Below are 24065 nucleotides of genomic sequence, written 5' to 3'. Positions count from 1 at the left end.
CCCACTCCCGCCCCTGTCAGCACCTCATAACGCATTGCTTTCGCCTTGAAATGCATCCAACTCTCGCAAATACCGTAGCTCTCTCGCCGTGCTGGCCACCTGAGTCGTCCTGATGCGCCCTGAAGTGCTCAATCCCCTGTTCGTCCCGGTCACATCAATGTCCGGCATCGGGCCGAAGCAGGACAAGCTGCTGCGCTTCCTGCTGGACCGCGCCGAGACGCCACGCATCGTCGATCTCCTGCTGCATCTGCCGGTCAGCGTGATCGACCGCCGCGACAGGCCGAAGATCAACGAGGCCGAGATCGGCGCCATGGTGACCCTCGAAGTCACCGTCGATCGCCATCGCGAGCCACCACCCGGCCGCTCCCGCGCGCCGCATCTGGTCTATGCCCATGACGACACCGGCACGGTGGTCCTGACCTATTTCCGGACATATCCGGGCCAGATCGAGAAGCTGCTGCCGGTCGGCGAGAAGCGTTACGTCTCGGGCACCACGCAGCTGTTCGACGGCATGCTGCAGATCACCCATCCCGACCGCGTGGTCGACGAGGAAGGCTTCGCCAAGCTCACGGGCATCGACGCGGTCTATCCGCTCACCCAGGGCCTCGCGATCACCTCGCTGCGCAAGGCCATTGCGCAGGCGCTGACCAAGCTGCCGGCGCTGCCGGAATGGATCAGCCCCGAAGTCATCAGGCGCTGCAAGTTCCCGTCGCTGGCGGAGGCGCTGCAGCGCGTCCATGTGCCGGTGGAGATCACCGATGTCCTGCCGGACGGCCCGTTCTGGTCGCGCCTCGCTTTCGATGAATTGCTCGCCGGACAGCTCGCGCTGGCACTGGTGCGCGCGCAACTGCGCCGTCCCGCCGGCGATCGCAATGCCGGCGATGGCCACATCCGCCGCAAGATCATCGACGCCCTGCCCTATGCGCTGACGCAATCGCAGCAGCAGGCGACCGCAGCCATTGCCGACGATCTCACCAAGCCGCTGCGCATGCTGCGGCTGCTGCAGGGCGATGTCGGCTCGGGCAAGACCGTGGTGGCGCTGCTGGCCGCCGCCGCCGTTGCGGAAGTCGGCAAGCAGGCCGCATTGATGGCCCCCACCGAAATCCTCGCGCGCCAGCATATCAAGACCATCGCGCCCCTGGCCGAGCGCGCGGGCCTGCGCGTCGCCATCCTCACGGGCCGGGAGAAAGGCCGGGAGCGCAAGGATATCCTCGCGCGGCTTGCCGCCGGCGAGATCGACTTCATCGTCGGCACCCACGCACTGATCCAGGACGACGTGGAGTTCAAGGCGCTGGCACTGGCCGTGGTCGACGAGCAGCATCGCTTCGGCGTCCGCGAACGTCTCACGCTGACCAACAAGGGCAACGCGGTCGATGTGCTGGTACTGTCGGCGACGCCGATCCCGCGCACATTGGTGCTGACCTACTTTGGCGACATGGACATCTCGGAGCTGCGGGAGAAGCCTGCGGGCCGCCAGCCGATCGAGACCCGCACCATGTCGGCAAGCCGGCTGCAGGAGGTCATCGACGGCATCGGCCGCGCGGTGGACAACGGCAAGCTGATCTACTGGATCGTGCCGCTGGTGGAAGAGTCCGAGATGGACGGCCCGAAACTCACCAATGCGGAAGAGCGCTTCGAGAGCCTGCAGCAGCGGTTCGGCGACAAGGTCGGAATCGTCCATGGCCGGATGAAAGGCGCCGAAAAGGATGCGGCGATGGCGCGCTTCGCCGCCGGCGAGACGCAGATCCTCGTCGCCACCACCGTGGTCGAAGTCGGCGTCGACGTGCCCGCCGCGACGATCATGGTGATCGAGAATGCCGAGCGTTTTGGTCTCGCGCAGTTGCATCAGCTCCGCGGCCGTATCGGGCGCGGTTCGGAGGCGTCGACATGCCTCCTGCTCTATCGCGAACCGCTCGGCGAGATCGCCACCAAACGGCTGAAGGTGATCAAGGACTCCACTGACGGTTTTCGCATTGCCGAGGAAGACCTCAAGCTGCGCGGCGAAGGCGATGTACTCGGCACACGTCAGAGCGGCATGCCCGGCTTCCGCATCGCGCGCTCCGAAGTCCATGCACAGCTCATCACGCAGGCGCGCGACGAAGCGCTGCGGATCCTGCAGGACAATCCGAAACTCACCGGCGAGCGCGGCGAGGCGCTGCGGTGTCTGCTGTATCTGTACGAGCGCGACGAGGCGATCCCGCTGATCGGTGCGGGATAGCCTGCTTCAGCTCAGCGGCCTTGGTGGTCCGTAACGTTGCCGCAATGTTCCCCACTTAGGTTCGGACCTTGGCTTGTGGCGAAAGGGCGATTGTGTGCGCGTACTCCTCGTCGAGGATGAACTGGAAATGGCAGCGGCGCTCGCGGCCGCGCTCAAGGGCCACGACATGGTGGTCGACCGCGTTCCGACGATCGGCATGGCCGAGGAGGCCCTGCTCGCCAACACCTATGGAGCCATCCTGCTCGATCGCCAGTTGCCCGATGGCGACGGGCTCACATTGATACCCAAATTGAGGGCCAGCGGCCTGCAGGCCCCCATCATCGTGCTGACGGCGCGGGGCGACCTCGCCGATCGCGTGGCCGGGCTTGATACCGGCGCTGACGACTATCTCGGCAAGCCATTCGCGATCGAGGAACTACTGGCGCGGCTGCGCGCCGTGATGCGCCGGCCAAGCGATATGCCGGCCGAACTCCTGCAACTGGGCCGTCTCGCCTATAGCGCCGAGCATCGCCAGGCGAGCGTTGCGGGTATCGACCTCACCTTGCCGCGTCGTGAATTGCTGGTGCTCGAAACGCTGCTGCGACGTTCCGGCCGAACCGTCGCGCGATCCGCCCTCGAAGAAGCGGTCTATGGCTTCGACGACGAGATCCAGTCCAACGCTCTCGATACCCATGTCTCGCGCCTCCGCCGCAAACTGGCCGACGCCAGCGCGGGTGTGGAAATTCACGCCATTCGTGGCATCGGCTACCTGATCAAGCGCGCGCCATGAACAGAATCCGCGGCAAGTCGTTGCGATGGCTGTTGGTCAGTCGACTTGTCGGCCTGCAGGCGCTGATGCTGACCGGACTGGTCCTGACCGTGGTGAGCGTGTTGTGGGCTGGCGGCTATATCGTCTCGCTCGAACCTGAGGACGAGACCATCAATGTGATCGAGAATGCCGTCGCGCGCGATCAGGCAGGCGCCATCATCGTGCGCGACACGCCGGCTCTGGCGCAACAGCGCGCCAGAATGCCGGAACTATGGTTTCTCGTCAGGGACAAGGACGGCCATCGCGTCTCGCAAGGTAATGTACCGCCGGAATTCGCGCGCATAGGCGATGCGCTCGATGACGTCGGCCAGGCCCGCCTCGGCTGGAATATCGGCGATTCTCCGCGCGCCACGGCACGCATGCGCTGGGTCAGCAGCGCAGCAGGCCGCGTTCAAATTCTCGCCGGCTCCGGCGGCACCGTGCCGTGGCACCGCTTCGCCGCCGCCGTCGCAACGCTGTTTCTCAGCGTGGTGCTGCCGATTCTCGCCATGATGGCCCTGACGACTCTCGTTGCCACGCCTGTCGTGGTCAGACGCGCGCTGCTGGGTCTCAGCCACACGGCAGCGCAGGCCAAACGGATCGATACCGACAAACGCGGCGCACGCCTCACGCTGGACGACGTGCCCGGCGAGATCGTTCCGCTGGTCGTGGCCATCAACGATGCATTGCGCCGCCTGGACGAGGGCTTCGATCGCCGCCAGCGTTTTCTGGTCGATGCCGCCCATGAATTGCGGACGCCGATTGCCATTCTGCAAACCCGGATCGAGTCGACCGAACCCGGACCGCATACGGCACGCTTACTCGAGGATGTCCGCCGTCTGTCGACGCTCGCCGAACAACTGCTGGACAGCGAACGGTTGAAGCAAACCGCGACGCCGCAGTCGGATATCGACCTCGTCGACGTCGCGCAGCATGTGACGTCGGATCTCGCTCCGCTTGCCATCGCAGCAGGCTACGAGATTGCATTCGAGAGCAGCGTGAAGCAGGCGCCGCTGTCAGGGGATCAAGGGGCACTGGAGCGCGCACTCGCGAACCTGATCCATAATGCGATCGAATATGGCGGGCGCCACGGAAAAATAGTCGTCAGCGTCACGGCGTCTTCCGTCTCGGTGACCGATGAAGGCCCCGGCGTCCCACCGAACGATCGAGAACGCGTCTTCGAGCCGTTCTACCGGATCAATAGCGGCTCGCGTGGCGCCGGCCTCGGACTCAATCTGGTTCGCGAGATCGTTCGGCTCCATGACGGCATGGTCGATATTCAGGACGGCCCGAACGGTGGCACGCGCGTCACCATGGCCTTCGGCTTGCGGTCCCGACGCTAGCATCCGCACCTGCGGCGATGCTCGCTGAACATCTTCCGCCTCTTTATTGCAACGTCAGGAACGTCACGTCATGTTCGCTCAATCTCCACTGCACATACCACATGCGCTGCCGACGACCGTCGGCGTCGACGCACTTGCAATGGATAGTTCACATGACCGCAAACGGCCTCCTGCTCTTCTTCCGATCGCTCGCATCAGCCCCCCGAACCGTCGGAGCGATTGCACCGTCCGGGTCCGCCCTTGCCAACATGATCACCCGCGATATCAACGGCGCGACCGGCAAGGTGCTCGAGCTCGGCCCCGGCACCGGCGTCTTTACGAAGGCACTGCTGAAGCAAGGCGTGAGGGAAGGTGATCTGACGCTCATCGAATATGGCTCGGACTTCATGCGGCTGTTGCAGCAGCGATTTCCGCATGCGCGCGTATTGTGGATGGACGCCTCATGGATCGTTCCGCAAAAGGTCTTCAAACCCGCAACATTCGGTGCCGTCGTCAGCGGGCTTCCGCTGCTCAACATGCCGCCAAACAAGGTCAACGCGATCCTGGCCGGCGCCTTCAACAGCCTCCGATCCGACGGCGTGATGTATCAGTTCACCTACGGGGTCCGCTGTCCGATCAGTCCTTTGCAGCTCGAACAGCTCGGCCTTCAGGCTTCCTGTGTCGGTCGCGTGCTGATGAACGTTCCGCCAGCCTCCGTCTATCGCATTACGCGCCGCCAGACCGTCGCCCAGGTGGCAGAATGAGCGCGATAGCGACAGAACTCGCCGATCTTGTCATCAATTGCGTTCACATTGGTGCTGTCGGGATCATCGGGCTTGGCATCGCCGAAAAGCTGTTTCCGTTCGTGCCGTCTTACGTCGCATTCGTGGTCATCGGCATCGTCGTCGCTGCGAAGCAGAGCGACCTCACATCAAGCATCCTCGCACTCGCGATCGGCTCAACGGCCGGTTCGCTGTGCTGGTATGGCGTCGGCCTGATCCTCGGAGAACGGCGCAGCGCGACATTCGTGAGACGCTTCGGTCCCTATATCGGGCTGACCCCTGCCCGCTATCAGTGGGCGGCAACTGCGTTTCAACGAAACCTGGTCCTGATCCTCGCGGTCGGCCAGACGCTGCCCGTGATCAGGGTCTATATGGCGATTCCCGCAGGGGTGCTCGGCGTATCCCTCCCGCGATTTCTGCTGGGAACGTTTGTCGGCAGCCTCGCATGGGCCGGCCCGCTGCTCGCGCTCGGCTTCTGGATCGGAGACCACAATTCGGACCCCGCTTTTGCGGCACTGATCGTCGTGGCGACATTGATCGGACTGGAAGCCCTGATCGTATGGGCCTGGCGCCGCTTCCAACGGCGCACATTACGACGCCGCCCGGCAGCCAGCTAGAACGATGTCATGGCCAGCCGTCCGAAGCGGGCCGGACTGAACCCGGAGTGACAGCATGAGGCACCCGAACATTTTTTCCTATCTATATTGACAATATCCCCATCTTGATTATTTTCCCCTTCGTCCTGCCCCACCGAGAGGGGCGATCGCGATCGTCACGATTGCGGGGCGGGATGCGGTGGACGCCGGAGATGCGGCGTCACGGGATGTGTGGGTAACGGCTGTCTGCGGGCAGGCCGCATCGTCTGTGGTCAGGATACCACTGGGACAGGCGGCATGGCTTGCCTTCGGATGGAACGGGCCCGCGGATCAAGTGACGGACGACCAGATTCGAAACGCGTCCGGCCCAAGAGCTGTGCTCCCCCGGCCCTGTCGCGCAGGGCCAAACAAGGGTGACCTTGATCGGTTGCTTGGGCAAGCATTCAGCAAGCCGACAAAACACCGCAGGCGGAACGTCGGGCCATCGCCCGTGCTTTCCGAAAGTCCTGATGCGCCAACTTGCGGAAGACCGCAACGGCATCAGGCCCAGGGGTGCATCGGGCACCCGGCGTTCCGCACGCCCTCTCGCCAGGGGGCGGGAATGCAAAGGACGACGGCGCCCCCGCGCCGCCAATAACAGGGGCGATGACGCATGTCCGAAGGGTAGTGGCTGTTTGACAGTTGAATCTGACGAGGCCGAAGCGTCAGGCCGTAGGATGGGTAGAGCGCAGGCGCGTAGCGCCGGAGCGAAACCCATCAACACACGCGATGACGGCGATGGGTTTCGCTTCGCTCTACCCATCCTACGCTGGGCACCGTCATGCCCGGTAACGCGGAAGCAAGTTCGGCCATGACAAATGAGAGCGTTACGCATGATCGTAGGATGGGTAGAGCGCAGGCGCGTAGCGCCGGAGCGAAACCCATCATTCACGCGCAAGAAAGCGATGGGTTTCGCTACGCTCACCCCATCCTACAAAGCCGTGGGCCTCAATCCACCCTCGCCGGCTGCTTCGCTGGCGGCGCATTCGCGACGCCCGCTGCCGCTGCCATCTGCGCCAAAGCCGCGATCTTCTTCTGCGGATCGGAGCCCGGCTGGACGACGCCGGCCGACATGATCAGGGTCGCAGCATCTTCGGCCGACATGTCGATATCGATGATCTTGCTCCTCGGCACATAGAAGAAAAAGCCCGTGGTCGGGTTCGGCGCGCAAGGCAGGAACACCGAGATATGCTCCTCCTGTCCCGGCAGGCTGTTGGCAACCTCGATGCTCGGCGGCTGCGAGATCAGCACGATGGACCACATGCCGGGCGACGGAAACTCGACGAGACCGACCTTGCGGAAGCTCGATCCCGACCCGGAGAACAGCGTCTCGAACACCTGCTTCAGGCCGCGATAGATCGCGCGCACCACCGGCATGCGGCCGAGCAGCCTCTCGCCGAGATCGACCAGGGAGCGGCCGATCAGGTTGGCGGTGAGGAAACCCAGCAGGGTCAGCGCGACGAAGGCGACGATCAGGCCGGAGCCCGGAATGCCGTAAGGCAGATACTGTTCGGGTCGATAGGCCTCCGGCACCAGCGGCCGTACGATGGCATCGACCCAGGTGACGAACCACCAGGTCAGGTAAAAGGTAATGGCGACCGGGCCGGCGACGATTAGGCCGGTGAGGAAATAGTTGCGGATCCGGGCCATGAAGCCGCGCGGCGCCTCGGGCGGCGGGTCGCCAGCGGGCGGGGTCAACGGCAAATCGGGGCGTTCCATCGGCGTTTCAAATCCATCTGGCGCGGCGCGCGACACCGCGCCGTCAGTCCTTATGGGTATCCTAGCAGGATTTCGCCAGTGCGGGGGAAGCCACTTGTGCGGCGCCAGACGACCAAACCGGCCGCCTGCGACAATCCTGCCGCTCGCCGGCCTATTCTACCGTGACCGACTTGGCCAGATTACGGGGCTGGTCGACGTCAGTGCCCATCACGACGGCGGTGTGATAGGCGAGCAACTGCACCGGCACGGCGTAGACCAGCGGCGTAAATGCTGAATCCATGTCCGGCATCACGATGGTCACCATGGAGTCCACGGTGGCCTCCTCCGCCCCCTTGGCGTCGGTCATCAGAATGATGTTGCCGCCGCGCGCCGCGACCTCCTGCATGTTCGACACGGTCTTGTCGAACACCCGGTCATAGGGCGCGATCACGACCACCGGCATGGTCTCGTCGATCAGCGCGATCGGACCATGCTTGAGCTCGCCGGCCGCATAGCCCTCGGCGTGGATGTAGGAGATTTCCTTCAGCTTCAGCGCGCCCTCCAGCGCCAGCGGATAGCTGGTGCCGCGGCCGAGATAGAGCACGTCCTTCGACTTGGCGATGTCGCGCGCCAGCTTCTCGATCGCCGCTTCGTGCGTCAGCGCATCGGCCATCAGGCGGGGGACTTTGATGAGGCCATGTATCAGCTTTGCTTCGTCGGCATCGGACAGCTCGCCGCGGGCCTTGCCGGCTGCGACCGCAAGCGTCGCCAGTGCCATCAATTGGCAGGTGAAAGCCTTGGTCGAGGCGACGCCGATTTCCGGACCGGCCAGCGTCGGCATCACGGTCTCGCTCTCGCGGGCAATGGTCGAGGTCGTGACGTTGACGACAGCGAGCGTGTGCATGCCCTGCTCTTTGGCGTAACGCAGTGCTGCCAGCGTATCGGCCGTCTCGCCGGACTGTGAGATGAAGATCGCCAGATCGCCCTTGCGTACCGGGGCTTCGCGATAGCGGAATTCAGAGGCGACATCGACTTCGACCGGCACGCGCGCAAAGCGTTCGAACCAGTATTTAGCGATAAAACCCGCATAGCTCGCAGTGCCGCAGGCGGTGATCGAAATGCGCTGGATGTCCTTGAAGTCGAACGGCAGCGTCATCGGCAGCGCAACGCGCTCGTTCGCCAGATCGACATAACGCGCCAGCGTGTGACCGACGACTTCGGGTTGCTCGTGAATTTCCTTGGCCATGAAGTGGCGATAGTTGGCCTTGTCGACCATGAAGGCCGACGCGCCGGATTTCAGCACGTCGCGCTTCACGACCTTGCCGGATTCATCGTGGATCTCGCAGCCCTTGCGGGTCAGCACCACCCAGTCGCCGTCCTCGAGATAGCTGATGTCGTCGGTGAACGGCGCCAGCGCAATCGCGTCGGAGCCAAGATACATCTCGCCGTCACCATAGCCGACTGCAAGCGGCGAGCCCTTGCGGGCGCCGATCATCAGGTTGTCGTGATCCTTGAACACGAAAGCCAATGCGAACGCGCCCTTGAGCCGCGGCAGCGCCTGCTTCACGGCATCGACCGGCGATGCGCCCTTCTGCAGGTAGGAGCTGACGAGGTGCGCGACGACTTCGGTGTCGGTTTCGCTGACGAATTTGGCGCCGCCCTTTTCGAGCTCAATGCGCAATTCGCGGAAATTCTCGATGATGCCGTTATGCACGACCGCGACGCCTTCGGCAGCGTGCGGATGCGCATTGGCTTCGGTCGGCTTGCCATGCGTCGCCCAGCGGGTGTGACCGATGCCGATATGACCTGCCAGCGGCGACTTGCCGAGCTTCGCCTCGAGATTCTTCAGCTTGCCTTCGGCGCGGCGGCGCTCCAGATGCGCGCCTTCCAGCGTGGCCACGCCAGCAGAATCGTAGCCGCGATATTCGAGGCGCTTCAGCGAGTCCACGATCTGGTCAGCAACCGGACCACGTCCCAAAATTCCGACGATGCCGCACATGCGGGGTTATCTCTCCAAGTGGTATCAAATTGCCCAGAAATACTGGAACTCTCTTAGCGAGAATCGCAAATCGACTGTTACTCAATAATTATTGCCGATTGAGACAAGTTAGCGCGGTTGTACGGGCATTTTGCGCGACGCGTTTAACAAACCATCAACGTGTTTGCGGAAGCATCTGCGCCTGACCGGAGTACACGTCCATGTGGGAGGAGCGAGACCCGAGAGCCCCCCGATCGATGGCCGGATCACGGCTGCGACATGTCGAGATGTCGCACAGCCGGCTGGCGCATTGGCCGCCACCGCAACGTGATATCGCGGTGAAGCCGCATGTCGCCGAGCCCCACACGCCGCAGGAAGAAATTGTCGCCAAGCGCCCGATCCGCCGCGGCTGGCACCTGAAGGCCCCGGTGACCTGACGTCATCGCGAATACCGCGCGCTCACTTCGGCTTCTTGTTCGCCGCGTTCTTGTCGCGGAAGCGCTTGCCCCAGCCGTCCTTCGTCGACACTTCGTTGCGCTCTACCGCAAGCGCATCGTCCGGCACGTCGCGAGTGATCACCGAACCAGAACCGATGTAAGCGCCGGCACCGATCTTCACCGGTGCGACCAGCGACGAATTCGAACCGACAAAGGCACCGGCGCCGATGATCGTCTTGCTCTTGTTGAAGCCATCGTAATTGCAGGTGATGGTGCCCGCGCCGATATTGGCGCCAGCACCGATATGGGTGTCGCCGATATAGGTCAGGTGGTTGACCTTCACGCCCGCTTCCAGAATGGCCGCCTTGGCTTCAACGAAGTTGCCAATGCGCGCGCCCTCGCCGACCGACGTTCCCGGCCGGATGCGTGCGTAAGGACCGATCGAAGTCTTCTTGCCGATGGCAGCCTGCACGATGTGCGAGAAGGCGTGAATGACAGCGCCGTCGGCGATACTGACGCCGGGCCCGATCACCACATACTGCTCGATGGTGACGTCGTTGCCGAACGTCGTATCGGCCGCAAGATGCACGGTCTCCGGCGCGACGATGGTTACGCCCGCGTCGAGCGCGGCCTTGCGGAGCCGCGCCTGCATGATCGCTTCGGCTTCCGCGAGCTGCGCCTTGGTGTTGATGCCGCGGACTTCATCCTCACCGGTCTCGATCACACTCGCCCGCAAGCCCATGCTGCGCACGATCTCCACGGCGTCAGTGAGATAGTATTCGCCCTTGCTGTTGGATGTGCCGATCTGCTCGATGATGGTGAGCGCGGTCTTGCCGGCGAAGGCCATCACGCCGGCATTGCAGAGATCCACCTCGCGTTCGGCCGGTGTGGCATCCGCATGTTCACGGATCGCGACCAGCTGATCGCCTTCGACCAGCAGCCGGCCATAGCCGGTCGGATCGGCCGCGCGAAAACCGAGCACGGTCAGCGCCGCGCCTGCCGCCAAGGGCGCACGCAAACGCTCGAACGTCGCGGCCGAAATCAGCGGCGTGTCGCCGAACGCGATCAGCAGATCGTCCACGCCTTTTGCAATGGCGTCCTTTGCCGCCAGCACCGCATGGGCGGTGCCGAGACGCTCGTGCTGAACGAATGTTGCGGCATCGGGCCGCGCGCGCTTGGCTTCATCCGCCACGTCCTGACGCCCTGGACCTACTACGACGGCCAGCGCAGAGCCTGCGCCGTGAGGCGCCGCCGCGAGCACATGGCCCAGCAACGACTGGCTGGCGACCTGATGCAGCACTTTCGGCGTCGAGGACCGCATCCGCGTTCCCTCGCCGGCCGCGAGCACGATGGTGAGGCTGGTTCTGCCCGTCATCCGAATCCCCGTTATGGCGGCGCCCATGCGCCGCGGCGGTCTTAAAGCGCGCCGCGGCCGTCTTAAAGCGTTTTCGGCGAATCCGGAAACCCCGGTTTAGCGCGCCGTGTGGCCCGACAACCTCAGGTTCCCCGCCGGTTTCCTGATAATGTTGAACTGTGATTCGCAGGGGCGATGGGGCGACGCAGACGTCGAATGGCGGACAAGCACGACAAGTGGGCCGATACTCTCTCAGCCGAGCATAGCGGCTGGCTGACCGGATTTCTGGCTGAGGAAGACAAGGTCGACCGCCGCATGATGTGGCGTCTGGGTTCCTGGGGCGTTGCCGCGGTGGGCGCGGTGGTGATCGCCATTCTGGCCAGCCAGTCGCAGGTCCAGTTGCGCCGCGATCAGGTCGCGACATCGGAGACATTTGCGCGGCAATCGCAGCAGATCCAGTTCGTTGCCAAGGAGACCCAGGCCGAGACCCGGCGTCTGACACTGGCTATCGAGACGCTGAACAGCGACCGCGACCGGCTCTATGCCCGCGTCACCTCGGTCGAACAGGGGCTGGATTCGGTCACCGGATCGATCAAGCGCCAGACCGTTCCAACGCCGACAGCCGCCATAACGACGCCAGCGCCTCAGCCACCTGCCACCGCATCCGTCGTTACCCCACCCGCAGCTACCGAACCAAAGCCGGCAGCAGAGCTGCCGAGCATTCCGTCGACGCCGGTCATCGGTCCCGTGGCTGCTGTCACACCACCTGCCGAAACGACGCCCGCCAAACCGGCGCAGGCGGTGGTTCCATCTTCCAGCAGCCCGCCGGCCTCGACCCCGCTCGTTACCTGGAAATCGATGACGGCGCCGCCCGACGCCGCGGCCGCCAAATTGAGCGAACCGGCATCGACCATCGAACCTTCTCCGGCTGCTCCGGGGACAATGGCATCGGTTCAACCGGCCGCGCCCGAGCCCGCCCCTGCGGTCGTCGAGGCGGTTCCGACGCCGGTCGCCCGGACCGAGTTCGGCGTGGACATCGGCGGCGCCAATTCGGTGGACGGCCTGCGCGCGATCTGGCGCGGCATGTCCAAGTCTCGCGCGCTGAACGGACTGCGCCCGATCATGATGGTAAAGGAACGCCCGACCGGACTCGGCATGCAGCTCCGTCTCGTCGCCGGCCCGCTCACCGACGCGGCTGCGGCTGCAAAGATCTGCGCCACCCTGACCGAGAGCAACCGACCCTGCGAGACGTCGATCTTCGAGGGGCAGCGCCTCGCAATGAAGGCCGAGACGACGCCCGCGGAAGCTGCACCTGCACCCGCCCGGCCGGCGCCACGCAAACGCGCCGCGCCCAAGCCGCAGGAACGCACCGAACAAGCGCCGCCGCCCAAGCCCGCTGAAGAAGTTGCGCCGCCGAAGCCGCAATCGTCGCTGACCTCGTTCCTGGGGCTGCACTGAGGACCAAAAGATCAGATTTTCAATCTCTTGGCGTGCGCGGCTAAAGTGTTATCTAGGTCCAACCTCTCGCCGCGACCGCATGCCGGGTTGTTCCGCACCGCGTTTTGAACCATGGTTTCAGCATGAAAAAAGATCCGTTCAAGCTCACCGCCCGCCAGGTGCAATGGCTTCTCATCGTCGGCTTCCTGTCCGTCGGCTACGCCATCTATCTGCGTTATCTGGCCATCGAATTGTCGACGACGGCGCTCGCCTGCGACGCCGGCCTCCAGAGCGCCCTGTGCAAGAGCCGGCTGGTGATGACCTATCTGTTCAAGAACTCGGTGTTCGGGATCGCCGCGATCGTCATCGCGGTGCTGAACCTGCTGCGGCCGTCAATCGTGCTGATCACCGGCGCGCTGATCGCAGCCGGTTTCGGGATCGTGCTCTACAATGTCGCCCTCTCGGGCATCGCGATCGGCCTGCTTATTCTGGGCTTTGCGCGACCCGCGCCCGCCACAGCGTGATGCCGAACAGCAGATAGATCGCGCAGGTCCACAGCGACTGCCAGTTATCCGGCCCTTCGTTGAAGCCGATATACACGGCCGACAGCACGAGCAGTCCGGCGAACACCGACTCGGCGATAGGCCGTACACCTTCCTGCGGACGGTTGACGGCCATCAGTCCCGCGAACGGGACAACCGCCATGGTCAGCGCGGCGAACGGAAGGTCGCGGTAACGCGGATCGAACACGAAACCAAGCGCGGTCTCGGCGCCGATCAGCGCCGCCACGGCCAGGGTCAGCCCAAGCAGGACGGTCGACCACGAACGGGCCAGGAACCGGCTCGGCCCGACGAGTTCGAGGAAGGTCGGCAGCGAGCGACCGGACATCGTCGCATAGGCGCATAGCAGCGGCGACGCGACACCGGCAGCCAGCAGCGCACTCCACTGGATCCATCGGCCGACGCCATAACTTTCATAGATCAGCTTGTCCGCGGCAACGCCGAGCAGGACACCGGCCACCGTGGCCGATACCGCAACGGTCAGCCAGGCCGACAGACGCGGTGACCATGGCCGTCGACGGAGCGTCAACATGCCCGTCACGAAAACCAGGAAGCTCAGGCCCATGCCGAGCCCCATCTGCAGCTTCCACGACGGATAATTGGTAATCGGAACGCCCGGTGGATACTTCAATTCGCGCGGCTCATCGTAGATCAGGCCCCAATAGCCGCCGACTGTGCCTTCAAGGTCGCGCTTCCACGGCTGGTCATAGGCTTCGATCAGATTGACACGGAATCCCTCGCGCTTGGCCAGATCGAGGATTTCGGACACCACCCGCGCCTGGTTGGTGCGCGACGGCAACGCGCCATCGCGCATCCGCCCGGCGCTCGGCCACCCTGTTTCGCCGATCAGGATTTCCTTGGATGGAAACGCCACGGCGAGACGCTTGCGGATCGAGTCCACATGGGCGGCGGCGCTCTTTGCGCGAATCGGGAAGTCCTCCCAATAGGGCAGGATGTGGATCGTGACGAAATCGACCGCGTCATAGATCTCGCGATTCTTCAGCCAGAACTCCCAGACATCGGCATAGGTCACCGGGATCTTGCCGACCTGCGCCTTCACCGAGCGGATGATGCCGACGAGATCAGCAGCCGTCATCTCGCCGCGCAACAGCACCTCGTTGCCCACGACCACGCTGCTGATCACGTTCGGAAAGCGCTTGGTGAGATCCACGACGCCGGCGATCTGCGCCAGGTTCTTGAGCCGGTTGCTCCCGAGCCAGACGCCCTGAATGACCTTCAGTCCGACCTTGCCGGCCAGTTCCGGCACCTGATCAAGGCCATTATCGATGGAATAGGTCCGCACGCATTTGGTGATCTGCGCCAGCTGCGCCATGTCCTGGGCAATTTGGCTGGCGGGAATGATGGCTGTCGAACTCAGCGGCGTTTGCTCACCGCGGAACGGCGCATAGGAGACGCATTCCAGCTTGTCGGCAGGATCGATCGGCGCACGCACAAGCATAACGGGCGTGGCCAGCCACCACCAAACCGCTGCGATCGTACTAAGGGAAAGGATGAGAAGCGCCAGCGGCGTGCGGGTGGAAATTGGTTCCGTCCTCCAAAGTCGTCCGTCGATTAGCCGGTCATCGCCAATCTGCCAAGTGCATCATGCCGGCAATCACGGACTTGTCGGCCCGACCCGCCACGAAAATCAGACAAACTTCCGGCGTTGCTGGACAAAATCAAAAATGTCCGTCATGGGATTCAGCCGTGGTCGCCGCCGTATTGGGGGCCCATTTGAACGGCATCTGGCGAGGGCGTCAGAACTGCCTGGCAGCCAACTTATCGGGGACTTTATGCGTCGACTGGTGTTCGGGTTCCAATCTGCGGTTCTGCGTTGTCTCGCCGTTCCAGGCCTTGCTCTGCTGCTGGGTGTTGGCTGCGCGTTGGCCCAGAGCGGCCCGGTTCGGGCACAGGATCAGAAGCCTGCGGCAAATGCGCCCGTGACGCCAGCCGACGTTGCCCGTGAAAGCCAGAAGAAGTCCGACGAATTCGTCGAGGCGACTCAGGCGATCAATGGTCCTGCCGGCAACCCTGAATGCGTCTGGCTTGGCCGTCGCGTCGTGGTGCTGATGTGGCGTGACGATCTCGACACCGCGTTCCGTCACCTCGATCTCTACGACCGATTCGGCTGCCCCGGCGGTCATGTGCAGGCGACGTTTCGCTGCCTGGTCAAATTCGGCCCGCTGATCGATCCGAAAATTGCGGACAGTCTCAACAGCCGCGTCCATGGCTGCTGGATCAATCCGAATGCGCAGCCGCAGCCTGCCGCCCTGAGCCAGCCGGCAACGCCCGCGCCTGCCGGTGGCGGTGCAGCGACGCCGGCAGCCGCTCCGCAGCCGGACGCCAAACCGCCTGCAGAAGCGCCGAAGTAATCCGGCGCGCCCTGTTCAGGCGGCGTTCAGCCTCCGGCGCATAATCGGGCTTTGATTATGCTGCCGCCCTCAAAACGCCACGGCAGCGGTTGAGTTGTTAATTTGTGTGGCGGATATAGTCTCCGTTACCGTTGTACTGGTCGGACCTCGGGGACGGGTCCGCTTCCCGGCCACGCTCGCCCCGTTATGGTTCAGTTGCGATGCGCGCTGTCGTCGCCGTCTTATTGTTTGTGACCGCCGTTCATGCCGCCCTGTGGGGCGTATTGCGCGAGAAGCAGGAAGCTCCCGATTTCAAGGGTATGATTCCCAGCCTCTCCTATGCGCCGTTCGAGGGCACGGCGCATCCCGACGTGGACAACATTCCGACCGTCGAGAAGATTCGCGCCGACCTCAAGAAACTGTCGACGATCACGCGCGCGATCCGTCTGTATTCGTCGACCGGCGGCGTCGAAATGGTGCCCGCCATCGCCAACGAGTTCGGCCTCAAGGTCACCGTCGGCGCCTGGATCGACAAGAACGCCGATCGCAACGAGCGCGAGATCGCCTCAGCCGTCGAACTGGCGAAGAAGAATCCGAACGTCATCGGCATCGTGGTCGGCAACGAAACGCTGTATCGCGATGAACTCAAGCTCGAGGACCTCGTCGAATATATCCGCCGGGTGAAGCGCCAGGTCACCGTTCCCGTCACGACCGGTGAAATCTGGAACATCTGGCGCGACAATCCGCAGCTCGCCTCGTCGGTGGACTTCATCGCCGCGCACATCCTGCCCTATTGGGAAAACTTCACCGACACGCAGGCCGTCGACCAGGCCGTGCATCTCTATGGCGTGCTGCGCGAGACCTTTCCCGGCAAGCGCATCGTGATCGCCGAATTCGGCTGGCCGAGCGAGGGCTATAATCTGCGCAATGCCATTCCCGGCCCATTCAAGCAGGCCGTCGTGCTGCGCAATTTTGTGACCCGCGCCGAAGCGATCGGCATGGACTACAACATCGTCGAAGCCATCGATCAGCCCTGGAAATTTTTCGAAGGCGGCGTCGGTCCTTATTGGGGCGTGCTCAACGCCGACCGCGAGCCGAAATTCCCCTGGACCGGTCCGGTCGTGAACCCCGACCACTGGAAGAACGCCGGCATTGCGCTCCTGGTCGGCATCCTGCTGTCGCTGCCGATCCTGCAGATCGTTGGCGCTACGGCGATCCAGACTCTCGTGCTCTCGACCGCAGCCAACGCCGTTGGCGCCTGGGCCGCAACCATCTTTGCCTATCAGCAGACCCACTATTTCGTCTGGGGATCGGCCTTCGCCCTTACTCTCGGCTGCATCCTGCTGATCCCGCTGATCCTGATCGCCCTGGCGCGGATCGAAGAGATTGCGGCCATCGCCTTCGGCCAGAAGCCATTGCGGCTGCTGACGGCCGAACGCAGCGAAAGGCTACGTGCCGCTGCGGACGCCGAGCAGAAATACCCGAAGGTATCGATCCACATTCCGGCCTATCGCGAACAGCCGGACATGCTGAAGCTGACGCTGGACGCGGTCGCCCGGCTCGACTATCCGAATTTCGAATGCGTGGTGATCATCAACAACACGCCGGATCCGGCCTATTGGCAGCCGATCCAGGATCATTGCCGCATGCTCGGCGAACGCTTCATCTTCATCAATGCGGAGAAGGTCGAAGGCTTCAAGGCCGGCGCCCTGCGCATCGCCATGGATCGCACGGCAGCAGATGCCGAGGTCATCGGCATCATCGACGCCGACTATGTGGTGGAGCCGAACTGGCTGAAGGATCTCGTCCCTGCCTTTAACGATCCGCGCGTCGGTCTCGTGCAGGCGCCGCAAGACCACCGCGACGGCGACCGTTCGCTGATGCACTACATCATGAACGGCGAATATGCCGGGTTCTTCGATATCGGCATGGTCCAGCGCAACGAGACCAACTCCATCATCGTTCACGGCACCATGTGCCTCATTCGTCGTTCGGCGATGGACATGGCGGGCGGCTGGGCCGGCGACACGATCTGCGAGGACAGCGATCTCGGTCTCGCCATCATGCAGCATGGCTGGCTGACGCATTACACCAAGGAACGCTACGGTTACGGCGTGCTGCCGGACACCTATGAGGCGTTCAAGAAGCAGCGCCATCGCTGGGCCTATGGCGGCTTCCAGATCATCAAGAAGCACTGGCGTCGCTTCCTGCCCGGTGCGAGCCGCATGACGCAGGACCAGAAGCGCGAATTCGGCATAGGCTGGTTGAACTGGCTCGGCGCCGAAAGCCTCGGCGTCGTGGTGGCAATCCTGAACATCATCTGGGTGCCGATCATCGCCTTCGCGAATATCGCCATCCCCGACAAGATCCTGACGCTGCCGATCATCGCCTCCTTCGTGATTTCGCTGGCGCATTTCATCGTCTTGTACCGGCTGCGCGTGAAGATCGGCCTGTGGCAGATGCTGGGCGCCATGATCACCGCCATGTCGGTGCAATGGACCGTGTCGCGCGCCGTTGCCGACGGCCTGATCAAGGATCATCTGCCCTTCACCGTGACGTCGAAGGGCGGCAAGTCGAGCATGTCGATCGAATTCCAGGCGTTCTGGGAAGCCGTGATCGGCGTGCTGCTGCTGATCAGCTGCGGCGTGCTGGTGTTCTCCAACAACTCCAAGCAGGTCACCGAGATCTACATCTTCGCCGGCGTGCTGGTGCTGCAGAGCCTGCCGTTCCTGTCGGCGGTGATGATCGCCATCCTGGAGAATTCGCGCGCCAATGACTTCCAGTGGTGGCGCAACACGACGGTGCGCACGGCCGAGCTGATCGGGCTTCGCCCGGTGGCGATGCCGCCGATCGACGTGTCCCATCCCGAGGCCCAACGCAAAGCGAGCTGAACCGCACCGATGGGGCGCAGTTCATGTCCATAACATCGAGCCCCGCCCTTGACCCCGGCGGACCCGCCTTTTACACAGCCGGTCACGCGATACGCTGCATTGCGGGCGCCATCGCGGCCGCGGCTGACCGACCTCACCGCGCCCCGCAAGGCTCGGTTTCTTCCGATTAGCTTCGTCAATACGGCACTTTAGGGCGGGTAGCTCAGTGGTAGAGCATTCGACTTTTAATCGACTGGTCGAGGGTTCGATCCCCTCCCCGCCCACCATCACCGCAATGAACCACGCCGGAGCTTCCGGTTTTCACGACATCTTCAGCCTCTGAACACCGGACAATCGAACATGCGGATTACCCTCGTCGGCTCCAAACACTTCGGCGTCACGACCCTCGATATGCTTCGGACCCACGATGTCGAGATCGTGTCCGTGGTGGTTGCGGATGCTGAGGACCGTCTGGCCGCAGCCGCCAAGGCCGCCGGCATCCCGGTGAAAGTGCAGGCCAATCCGAAGCTCGTCGTGGCCTCCGAGATCGCCGAGGGCACTGAGCTGATCATCACCGCCCACAGCCACGCCCGCATTGGCAAGGATGCGCTCGCCGCCGCCAGCCTTGGCGGTATTGGCTACCATCCGTCACTGTTGCCCCGTCACCGTGGCATCGCTGCGGTGGAATGGACCGTCAAGGAAGGCGATCCGATCGCCGGCGGCACCATCTATCACCTTGCCGATGTCATGGACGGTGGCGCCATCGCCGCGCAGGAATGGTGCTTCGTGAAAAAAGGCGAAACCGCCCGCGAACTTTGGGAGCGCGCGTTGGCGCCGCTGGGCCTCAAGCTGCTCGGCGAAGTCGTGGACTTCGCGATCGTCCACAAGCGCTTGCCCGCGACTTACCAGGACGAGCAGTTCGCCACCAACGCGCCAAAACTGGCCTAGAAGTCTCCAAAACTGGTTAAAAAGGCCCCGAACCCACCCAAATCAACCAAATCTGTCGATAAAGGGAACCAATTTGCCCGTCGCGGCTTGCGTTCCCTGAGTTGTTTTGGGCCTATGCGGCAACGCAGCAAATTTTGGACACATTACTTCCCAATAAGGTGGCCATCACAACATTGAGGATTTGATTTAATGCGTTTTGACCGCATCCGTTCCGCCTTGTGCGCTTCGCTGATTGCCAGCACGGCGTTGATTTCGGCCCCTTCGTTCGCAGCCGACAATGCCTATGACGGGCTCTGGAACGTGACCATTGTTACCAAGACCGGCAGCTGCGAGCCGACGGCCCGCTATCCGCTGACCGTCACCGAAGGCCGCATCACTGCGCCCGGCGCCGACGTCAACGGCAAGGTTGGCCGCGAAGGCACCGTGCGCGTATCGATCGGACCCGCTTTCGCCAATGGCCAGTTGTCCGGCAACACCGGATCGGGCAAGTGGAACGGCGCCTCGGGCGGCGTCCCCTGCAGCGGTCGGTGGGAAGCTTCGCGTCAGTAATCCCCAACCAGGAATGCCCCCATGAAGCCTACCTCGATCTCCCCGCGTTCGCTCGTTCGGACCGCGGTGCTCTGCGCGGCGCTCGGTCTGACGTCCGCGGCGGCCTATGCCCAGTCAGCGCCGTTTGCCGGTATGGCCGGTGTGTGGTCGGGCAACGGGACGATCTCGCTCGAGGACGGCTCCAAGGAGCGCATTCGCTGCAAGGCGACCTATGCCGTGAGCGGCGACGGCACGGGGCTGAACCAGTCCCTGCTCTGCGCCAGCGACAGCTACAAGTTCGAGCTGAAGAGCGATGTGAAATCCAGAGGCGGCGAGCTCTCGGGCAACTGGGCGGAAACCACCCGCGGCGTGACAGGTTCCCTCGAGGGCCGGGCCAGCGCCGGCAGGTTCAACGTTGATGTTTCCTCGCCGGCCTTCAGCGCGAAGCTGATCCTGACGACGACCGGCAACAAGCAGCAGGTCTCGATCACTTCCGAAGGCCAGTTCAGGGGCGCCAGCATTTCGCTCAGCCGCAGCTAATCGTTCCGCACGCCTGGAATTCGAACCCCGGTTGTTTCAAACAGCCGGGGTTTTGTTTTGCCTCTATGCCCTCTGCCAAAGAGCGTCCGGTACCACCCGCCGCAACGCAGCCCCACCGGATTCGTCCGTTGCAAAGCCCGGCGATGTCGCCGATAGAGCCTGTCTGTAAGGCTGACATCGCTGCCTGAATCGTCGCAGCGCAAGAAAACTGGTTCTCCGGGATTATGGATCGCCCCCCTTCGAAGGCCCGCGCCGCGCTGTGGATGTCCGGCTGGCTGCTTCTGATGCTGTTCGTCGCCATAGGCGGTCGCGAGACGCTGCGCGAACTCAACGTCTTTCAGGTGATGGAGATCCGATCCGTCTTCGGCTTCGTCATGCTGTTGCCGATCCTGTATTTCAATGGCGGTTTTCGCGCCATGAAGACCACGCGGCCGCTGGCGCATGTATCGCGCAACCTCGTGCATTATGGCGCGCAGCTCGGCTGGTTCTACGCACTTACACTCATTCCCCTGAGCCAACTCGTCTCGATCGAGTTTACCATGCCGATCTGGATCGCGATCATGGCGGCGTTCTTTCTCGGCGAGCGCATGACGCTCTGGAAGATCGTCGCCATCGTGCTCGGCCTGATCGGCGTGATCGTCATCGTTCGCCCGACCACGGGGGTCGTCAATCCCGGCCAGCTGATCGCGCTGGCCGCTGCGTTCGGCTTCGGCATATCGATCACATTGATCAAGTCGCTGACGCGGACCGACAGTGCGCTGAAGATCATCTTCTGGATGATCGTGGTGCAGTCGGTCGCCGGCGTTGTCCCCGCCCTCTATTCCTGGCAGTGGCCATCGGCCTATGTCTGGGGCTGGCTGATCGTGGTCGCCTTCTGCGGCACGTTCTCGCACTTCTGCATGGCGCGCGCGATGCTCTATGCCGATGCGACGGTGGTCGTACCGATGGACTTCCTGCGCGTGCCGCTCAGCGCCACTATCGGATGGTTACTATATTCTGAACAGCTCGACATATTCACGCTGCTCGGTGCAGCTCTCATTCTCGCCGGAAACACGCTGAACCTGCTCAGCACCGATCGACCGCCGAGGCGTGCGACAGCCTGACGCATCAGGTTCCACTTTTTCGATTTTATTCGCCAAGTGCGCGTCCAGACATTTTGGCGAGCGCCCGCAGTTGATAATTTCTCGCCATGCCGATGGTCGAATGACCGGATTCGTGGGGGAGATCGTATCGTGCGCCATTTCGCTTTTGCTCTGTCTGCACTGTCCGTCCTGTTCAGCGCTGATGCGGCGCTCGCCGACAAGCGAGTCGCTTTTGTCGTCGGCAATGGCAACTACAAGAATGTCGACACGCTGCCGAACCCCCCGATCGACGCGAAGGCCATGGCGAGCGCGCTGCGCAATGTCGGCTTCGACGTCATCGAAGGATCGAACCTGACGCGCGACGGCATGACCGAAAAGCTGCTCGACTTCGGCCGCAAGGCGCAGGGCGCCGATGTCGCGGTGTTTTTCTATGCCGGCCACGGCATCTCGGTGAACAACATCAACTACCTTCTGCCGATCGATGCCAATCTGAAGTCGGAGATGGACGTCAAGCTCGGCGCTGCGATCAATGTCGAGACCACGCTCGACCAGACCATGGGCGACGCCAAGGTGAAGCTCGTGTTCCTCGACGCCTGCCGCGACAATCCGTTTGCCGCCAAGATCCGCTCCAGCGGATCTGCCACGCGCAGCGTCGCGGTATCGTCCGGCCTTGCGGAGATGAAATCCGGCGAAGGCACGCTGATCGCATTCGCCACGAGCCCCGGCCAGACCGCCCTGGACGGCAAGAGCGGAAGCAACAGCCCATTCACCCGCGCGCTGCTCAACAACATCACCACGCCCGGCGCCGAGATCCAGCAGGCCATGACCAAGGTGCGCGCGCAGGTACAGGAAGAAACCAACAAGGGTCAGCTGCCCTGGGGCCACACCAACCTCATCGGTGCGGTCTATCTCAACCCGGACGTGCAGGCGCAGGTCGCGGTCGCCGCGGCCACCATGCCCGCGGCCGCCACCGCCGGCTCCGACGTGGAGCTTGAGTTCTGGCGCTCGATCAAGGACTCGAACCGGCCGGAGGAGTTGAACGCTTACATCTCCATGTATCCGAACGGCCAGTTCAAGCCGCTCGCTCTTGCCCGTATCGCCGCGCTGCAGGAAGCCGCGACGGCGCCGCGTAACGCCGCTCCGGGCGTCGACAAGGCCGTGTTTACCGCGGAAGCCAATCAGCTCACCGAGGACAAGATCGGCCTCGACAAGGTCAAGCGCCGCGACGTGCAGCGCCGCCTCAACGGCCTTGGCTTCGACAACAAGCCCACCGGCAGCTTCGATGCGACGACCCGGGCCGTGATCACGCGCTGGCAAGCCGCCCGCGGTTACCCGACATCGGGCTATCTCAACAAGGTGCAGCACGCCGCGCTGCTCACCGAGGCCGTGACCCTGGTCGAGGAACCGGCGCTTGCACCGAAGCCGGTGCAGCCGGTGCGCCGCCAGGTGCAACAGCAGACCTATGAGGAAGCGCCCGTGGTCCGGCGCCAGGCCGCGCCCGCCCCCGCCCCGGCCATCGATCCCGCCGGTCCCGGCCGCTTCATCGGCGGCGTTGTCGGCGGCTTCCTTAACCGCTAGGCCCGCGATCTGTGAAGCGGCCGGCTACTTGCCGGCCGCCTTGCGCAGCGCGTCATTCATGCGGTCCTGCCAGCCCGGCCCGTCCTGCTGGAAATATTCCAGCACGTCCTGATCGATCCGCAGCGACACCAGCTCGCGCACGCCGGGAACGGCGGCCTTGGCGACCGGCGCCTCGACCGGCTTCGTGGTTGTCTTCTTGAACGCTGCCTCCGCCTCGGTACGGGCATCTTGGAGCGTGCGCGGGCGTCGCGGGGGCTGTGCCATCGGGGTCAGATTCCTTCCAACGTTTCCATCGAGAGATAGCGCCGGCTGAGCGGCTGCACAATCGCTTCCACGGTGTCGCCGAAGATGCGTCCGCCCCAAGGGCGCGATGTGGCAGCTACACACCTCTGCCGCACGGCCGGTAATGTCGGCAAATTTTACAAATGTCATTCATCGTAACAGGCGCATTCTTTGTGACGCACGTGGCATCGCACAAAGGTGACCGCGCTGCGGCACAAACAAGCGCGACTTAAAAAACTTCAAAGCAACGCATTTGTGTTGCGACACGGTCAAACAAATCGGATTAGGATCGTGTCATGTCCGATGAGACGACGAAGGAGGTCACGATGTCAGCATCAGCTGAAGTCCGTACGACCAAAACGTCCCATCCCGCGCCGCGCGGCAGCGATCTTCCGACCTGTCCCGTTTGTGCGGACTCGATGATTGCAGCCGAAGCGTCGGCCTTTCTCACCGACGATGTCGTCAGCTATCTGTGGACCTGCGACACCTGCGGTTATGGCTTCGTGACCGAGCACGCCTTTCGCCGGATCGCCTGCAACAACTAGCACTGTTCGCGGAACTATTACATTCTCCGCGCCTCTGCTTGCCCGTTGAGGGCTGTTTTCGACGCGAATGGCACAACCAAAACGCCCAGTAAGGCGAACGCTGCCAGTTTCGCCCATGCGTCATTGACGCTCC

The 24065-nt window shown here is 63.3% G+C and carries 21 protein-coding genes and 1 tRNA gene; 17 read left to right on the top strand and 5 right to left on the bottom strand.

Going from position 1 to position 24065, the window contains the following annotated elements; genetic code table 11:
* Window positions 1-112: 112 nt before the first annotated feature.
* From recG to AC1RLZ_RS15050, 5 genes are all read left to right on the top strand, one after another.
* On the top strand, window positions 113-2218 hold the full coding sequence (recG, locus tag AC1RLZ_RS15070) for an ATP-dependent DNA helicase RecG (protein ID WP_493189245.1): 2106 nt from the start codon (window positions 113-115) through the stop codon (window positions 2216-2218).
* A gap of 94 nt (window positions 2219-2312) precedes the next feature.
* Window positions 2313-2987, top strand: coding sequence for a response regulator (locus AC1RLZ_RS15065; protein ID WP_493189244.1), 675 nt, complete (start codon window positions 2313-2315; stop codon window positions 2985-2987).
* On the top strand, window positions 2984-4348 hold the full coding sequence (locus tag AC1RLZ_RS15060; RefSeq protein ID WP_493189243.1) for a sensor histidine kinase: 1365 nt from the start codon (window positions 2984-2986) through the stop codon (window positions 4346-4348). Before AC1RLZ_RS15065 ends, AC1RLZ_RS15060 begins: the two co-directional genes overlap by 4 nt.
* Window positions 4349-4500: 152 nt before the next feature.
* Window positions 4501-5091 (top strand): class I SAM-dependent methyltransferase, encoded by a 591-nt coding sequence (locus tag AC1RLZ_RS15055; protein ID WP_493189242.1) that lies wholly within the window; start codon window positions 4501-4503, stop codon window positions 5089-5091.
* Window positions 5088-5726 carry a DedA family protein gene (locus AC1RLZ_RS15050; protein WP_493189241.1) on the top strand — a complete coding sequence of 213 codons (639 nt, stop codon included), beginning with the start codon at window positions 5088-5090 and terminating at the stop codon, window positions 5724-5726. Before AC1RLZ_RS15055 ends, AC1RLZ_RS15050 begins: the two co-directional genes overlap by 4 nt.
* Before the next feature lie 966 nt (window positions 5727-6692).
* Here the strand turns inward: AC1RLZ_RS15050 and AC1RLZ_RS15045 are convergent.
* Together AC1RLZ_RS15045 and glmS are read right to left on the bottom strand one after the other, a co-directional pair.
* The gene (locus AC1RLZ_RS15045; RefSeq protein WP_493189240.1) at window positions 6693-7463 is read right to left on the bottom strand and encodes a DUF502 domain-containing protein; all 771 of its coding nucleotides are present in this window, start codon (window positions 7461-7463) and stop codon (window positions 6693-6695) included.
* 151 nt (window positions 7464-7614) lie between these two features.
* Window positions 7615-9441, bottom strand: a complete 1827-nt coding sequence (glmS, locus tag AC1RLZ_RS15040; RefSeq protein ID WP_493189239.1) for a glutamine--fructose-6-phosphate transaminase (isomerizing) — start codon at window positions 9439-9441, stop codon at window positions 7615-7617.
* A 236-nt stretch (window positions 9442-9677) separates the two neighbouring features.
* On the opposite strand from glmS, the gene AC1RLZ_RS15035 reads away from it, so the two are divergent.
* Entirely contained in the window at window positions 9678-9857 is a 180-nt protein-coding gene (locus tag AC1RLZ_RS15035; RefSeq protein WP_493189238.1) for a hypothetical protein, read from the top strand.
* A gap of 22 nt (window positions 9858-9879) precedes the next feature.
* Here the strand turns inward: AC1RLZ_RS15035 and glmU are convergent, their stop codons facing one another.
* Window positions 9880-11232, bottom strand: coding sequence for a bifunctional UDP-N-acetylglucosamine diphosphorylase/glucosamine-1-phosphate N-acetyltransferase GlmU (gene glmU / locus AC1RLZ_RS15030; RefSeq protein WP_493189237.1), 1353 nt, complete (start codon window positions 11230-11232; stop codon window positions 9880-9882).
* Window positions 11233-11427: 195 nt separating this feature from the next.
* Between glmU and AC1RLZ_RS15025 the strand changes: the two genes are divergently transcribed.
* The gene (locus AC1RLZ_RS15025) at window positions 11428-12669 is read left to right on the top strand and encodes a hypothetical protein (protein ID WP_493189236.1); all 1242 of its coding nucleotides are present in this window, start codon (window positions 11428-11430) and stop codon (window positions 12667-12669) included.
* 122 nt (window positions 12670-12791) lie between these two features.
* A complete protein-coding gene (locus AC1RLZ_RS15020) occupies window positions 12792-13172 on the top strand; it encodes a hypothetical protein (RefSeq protein WP_371422178.1) in 381 nt (126 codons plus the stop codon).
* Here AC1RLZ_RS15020 and AC1RLZ_RS15015 read toward each other — a convergent pair.
* Entirely contained in the window at window positions 13132-14667 is a 1536-nt protein-coding gene (locus tag AC1RLZ_RS15015; protein WP_493189235.1) for a glycoside hydrolase family 17 protein, read from the bottom strand. The genes AC1RLZ_RS15020 and AC1RLZ_RS15015 overlap by 41 nt on opposite strands.
* A gap of 334 nt (window positions 14668-15001) precedes the next feature.
* On the opposite strand from AC1RLZ_RS15015, the gene AC1RLZ_RS15010 reads away from it, so the two are divergent.
* From AC1RLZ_RS15010 to AC1RLZ_RS14975, 8 genes are all read left to right on the top strand, one after another.
* The gene (locus AC1RLZ_RS15010) at window positions 15002-15580 is read left to right on the top strand and encodes a beta-1-3, beta-1-6-glucan biosynthesis protein (protein WP_493189234.1); all 579 of its coding nucleotides are present in this window, start codon (window positions 15002-15004) and stop codon (window positions 15578-15580) included.
* A gap of 200 nt (window positions 15581-15780) precedes the next feature.
* Entirely contained in the window at window positions 15781-18450 is a 2670-nt protein-coding gene (locus AC1RLZ_RS15005) for a glycosyltransferase (protein ID WP_493189233.1), read from the top strand.
* A gap of 191 nt (window positions 18451-18641) precedes the next feature.
* Window positions 18642-18716: transfer RNA gene (locus tag AC1RLZ_RS15000), tRNA-Lys, on the top strand.
* A 73-nt stretch (window positions 18717-18789) separates the two neighbouring features.
* Window positions 18790-19377 (top strand): formyltransferase family protein, encoded by a 588-nt coding sequence (locus AC1RLZ_RS14995; protein WP_493189232.1) that lies wholly within the window; start codon window positions 18790-18792, stop codon window positions 19375-19377.
* A 189-nt stretch (window positions 19378-19566) separates the two neighbouring features.
* Window positions 19567-19926: a hypothetical protein gene (locus AC1RLZ_RS14990; protein WP_371426205.1), complete on the top strand. Its 360-nt coding sequence runs from the start codon at window positions 19567-19569 to the stop codon at window positions 19924-19926.
* A gap of 21 nt (window positions 19927-19947) precedes the next feature.
* Complete coding sequence (locus AC1RLZ_RS14985) at window positions 19948-20445, top strand: hypothetical protein (RefSeq protein WP_493189231.1); 498 nt, start codon at window positions 19948-19950, stop codon at window positions 20443-20445.
* 224 nt (window positions 20446-20669) lie between these two features.
* Entirely contained in the window at window positions 20670-21548 is an 879-nt protein-coding gene (locus tag AC1RLZ_RS14980) for a DMT family transporter (protein WP_493189230.1), read from the top strand.
* Window positions 21549-21677: 129 nt separating this feature from the next.
* A complete protein-coding gene (locus AC1RLZ_RS14975) occupies window positions 21678-23105 on the top strand; it encodes a caspase family protein (protein WP_493189229.1) in 1428 nt (475 codons plus the stop codon).
* Between the two features lie 24 nt (window positions 23106-23129).
* Here AC1RLZ_RS14975 and AC1RLZ_RS14970 read toward each other — a convergent pair whose 3' ends face one another.
* Entirely contained in the window at window positions 23130-23369 is a 240-nt protein-coding gene (locus tag AC1RLZ_RS14970) for a BrnA antitoxin family protein (RefSeq protein ID WP_068730761.1), read from the bottom strand.
* A gap of 344 nt (window positions 23370-23713) precedes the next feature.
* Between AC1RLZ_RS14970 and AC1RLZ_RS14965 the strand changes: the two genes are divergently transcribed.
* Window positions 23714-23932 carry a hypothetical protein gene (locus AC1RLZ_RS14965; RefSeq protein WP_493189228.1) on the top strand — a complete coding sequence of 73 codons (219 nt, stop codon included), beginning with the start codon at window positions 23714-23716 and terminating at the stop codon, window positions 23930-23932.
* The last annotated feature ends 133 nt before the right edge of the window (window positions 23933-24065 follow it).

Source organism: Tardiphaga sp. GW822-FHT04G09, assembly GCF_058800725.1.
This window is presented reverse-complemented; position numbering and strand designations above follow the sequence as displayed.